The 3091-nt window shown below is 72.7% G+C and carries 1 pseudogene; it reads left to right on the top strand.

Features of this window, described 5'->3' with window-relative positions:
* Positions 1–3091: pseudogene (locus SSOG_RS58260) on the top strand (type I polyketide synthase); the annotation flags it as partial.

Here is a 3091-nt window from a genome sequence, read left to right as displayed (position 1 = left end):
GGGTCACGGTCGTGGCCTGCGATGTCGCCGATCGGGCCGAACTGGAAGCCGTACTGGCCGCCGTCCCGGCCGAGTTCCCGCTGACCGGTGTGGTGCACGCGGCCGGGGTGCTGGACGACGCGATGCTGGACAGTCTGACCCCGGAGCGGTTCGAGGGAGTGTTCCAGTCCAAAGTCGCTCCGGCGCTGCTGCTGGACGAGCTGACGGCCGACCGGGATCTGTCCGTGTTCGCGCTGTTCTCGTCGGTGGCCGGCGCCGTGGGCAACCTCGGCCAGGCGAACTACGCGGCCGCCAACGCGGTGCTGGACGCGCTGGCCCTGCGGCGCCGGTCGCGAGGTCTGTCCGCGACCTCGATCGCCTGGGGCGCCTGGAGCGGCGACGGCATGGCCGCGCGCGCCCGGCACGCGGGGACGACGGCGCTGGAACCGCGGCTCGCGTTGGAAGCCCTGTCCGAGCTGGTGGCCGAGCCGCACGCGACCACGGTGATCGCCGACCTGGGCGACAAGCAGGTGCTGGAGGCGCTGTTCAGCCTGCGGTCCATCGCGTCGCTCACGACGCTGCCCGGGGCGCGTGAGGCCGCGGAGACGGCCAGGGAAGCGCTGCGGGAGAGCGAAACGGCGGCATCGGCACTACGCGAGCGTTTGCACGAGGCCCCGGAGAGCGGCCGGCTGCCGGTGCTGCTCGACCTGGTCCGTACGCATGCGGCCGCTGTGCTCGGGCACCCCGGCCCGGATGCCATCAAGCCGGACAGGGCCTTCCAGGACCATGGGTTCGACTCGCTGACCGCCGTGGAACTGCGCAAGCGGCTCGGCCTGGTCACCGACTTGACCCTGCCCAGCACCATGGTCTTCGACTATCCGACCCCCGTCGCGCTGGCCCGGTATCTGCGGGCGGAGCTGCTGAGCGACGCCGTCGACGGCACCGACACCACCGATACGTACGGCGCGGGTGCCGTACCGGCCGTGCCCAACGACGACGAGCCGATCGCGATCATCGGGATGAGCTGCCGCTTCCCCGGTGGCGTCAACTCGCCCGAGCAGTTCTGGGACCTTGTCTCCTCCGGGGTGGACGCGGTCTCGGAGTTCCCGGTCAACCGTGGCTGGGACACCACCGGCCTGTACGACCCGGATCCGGACCGCAGTGGCACGACCTACTCCACACAAGGCGGGTTCCTGCACGACGCGGGCGCGTTCGACCCGGTCTTCTTCGGCATCTCGCCGCGCGAGGCGCTGGTGATGGACCCGCAGCAGCGGCTGCTGCTGGAGACCGCGTGGGAGGCCGTCGAACGGGCCGGGATCGACCCGGGCGCCCTGCACTCCACCCTGACCGGCGCGTTCATCGGCTCCAGTTACCAGGACTACGGGCGTGGCGCGGGCGACGGCACCGAGGGCCACATGGTCACCGGGTCCATCCCGAGCGTGCTGTCGGGCCGTGTGGCGTACGCGCTCGGTCTCGAAGGCCCGGCCGTCACGGTCGACACGGCCTGCTCCTCGTCGCTGGTCGCCCTCCACCTGGCCTGCCAGAGCCTGCGCGACGGCGAGAGCTCGCTCGCGCTGGCCGGGGGCGCCACGGTGATGACGACGCCGGACGCGTTCGTGGCGTTCAGCCGCCAGCGCGCGCTCGCCGCCGACGGCCGCTGCAAGGCGTTCTCCGACGGTGCGGACGGCATGGCGCTGGCCGAGGGCGTCGGGCTGCTGCTGGTCGAGCGGCTGTCGGACGCGCGGCGCAACGGGCATCCGGTGCTCGCCGTCATCCGCGGCAGCGCGATCAACCAGGACGGCGCCTCGAACGGACTGACCGCGCCCAACGGCCCGTCGCAGCAGCGGGTGATTCGCAAGGCGCTGGCCACCGCGCGGATCTCGCCCGCCGAGATCGACGCGGTGGAGGCACACGTTCTCGGCACGCCCCCTCGGCGACCCGATCGAGGCGCAGGCGCTGCTGGCGACCTACGGCCGTGACCGGGATCCGGAGCGGCCGGTGTGGCTGGGGTCCGTGAAGTCGAACATCGGCCACACCCAGTCGGCGGCGGGTGTCGCGAGCGTGATCAAGATGGTGATGGCGCTGCGGCTCGGCGTTCTGCCGCAGACCCTGCACGTGGACACGCCTTCGTCGCATGTCGACTGGTCATCGGGGGCGCTCCGGTTGCTGGCCGAGCCGGTGCCGTGGCCGGAAACCGGGCAGCCGCGCCGGTGCGCGGTGTCGTCTTTCGGGATCAGCGGTACGAACGCGCACGCGGTGCTGGAACAGGCACCGGCCGAACCGGACCCCGAACGCGAACCCACCCCGGCTCCGTTGTCGTCCGAGCAGGCTCGGGGAGTGGTGCCCTGGGTGCTGTCGGCCCGGGACGGCGCCTCGCTGCGCGACCGGGCGGCAGACCTGGTATCGCACGTCGAAGCCGCTCCGGTGGACGTCGCCGATGTCGGCTTCTCCCTGGTGACATCGCGGTCGGCGTTCGAGCGGCGCGCGGTGGCCGTCGGCGCGGACCGCGCCGAATTGTCGGCCGCGCTGGCCGCGTTCGCCGATGAGGACCTGTCGGCTCCCGTGGTCCGGGGCGAGGCCGATGTCGAGGGGAAGACGGTGTTCGTCTTCCCCGGGCAGGGCACGCAGTGGGCTGGAATGGGCGCCGCTCTGCTGGAGCGGTCACCGGTGTTCGCCGAACGGCTCCGTGAGTGCGCGACGGCCCTGGGCCGGTTCGTGGAGTGGTCGCTGGAGGACGTACTGCGGCAGGAGCCCGGTGCGCCGTCGTTGGAGCGCGTCGACGTCGTGCAGCCGGTGTCGTTCGCGGTGATGGTGTCGCTGGCGTCGGTGTGGGAGTCGTACGGCGTCATCCCGGACGCGGTCGTCGGCCATTCGCAGGGCGAGATCGCGGCGGCCGTGGTCGCGGGCGCGCTGTCCGTCGAGGACGGCGCCCGCGTGGTGGCGTTGCGCAGCCAGGCGATCGGCCGGCGCCTCGCGGGGCGCGGCGGCATGATGTCGGTGGCGCTGTCCGCCGACGAGGCCCGGCCCCGGCTGGAGGCTTGGGACGAACGGTTGTCGATCGCGGCCGTGAACGGCCCCGGTGCCGTGGTGGTGTGCGGCGATCCGGAAGCGC

Source organism: Streptomyces himastatinicus ATCC 53653 (assembly GCF_000158915.1).
Taxonomy (GTDB): Bacteria; Actinomycetota; Actinomycetes; order Streptomycetales; family Streptomycetaceae; genus Streptomyces; species Streptomyces himastatinicus.
This window is presented reverse-complemented; position numbering and strand designations above follow the sequence as displayed.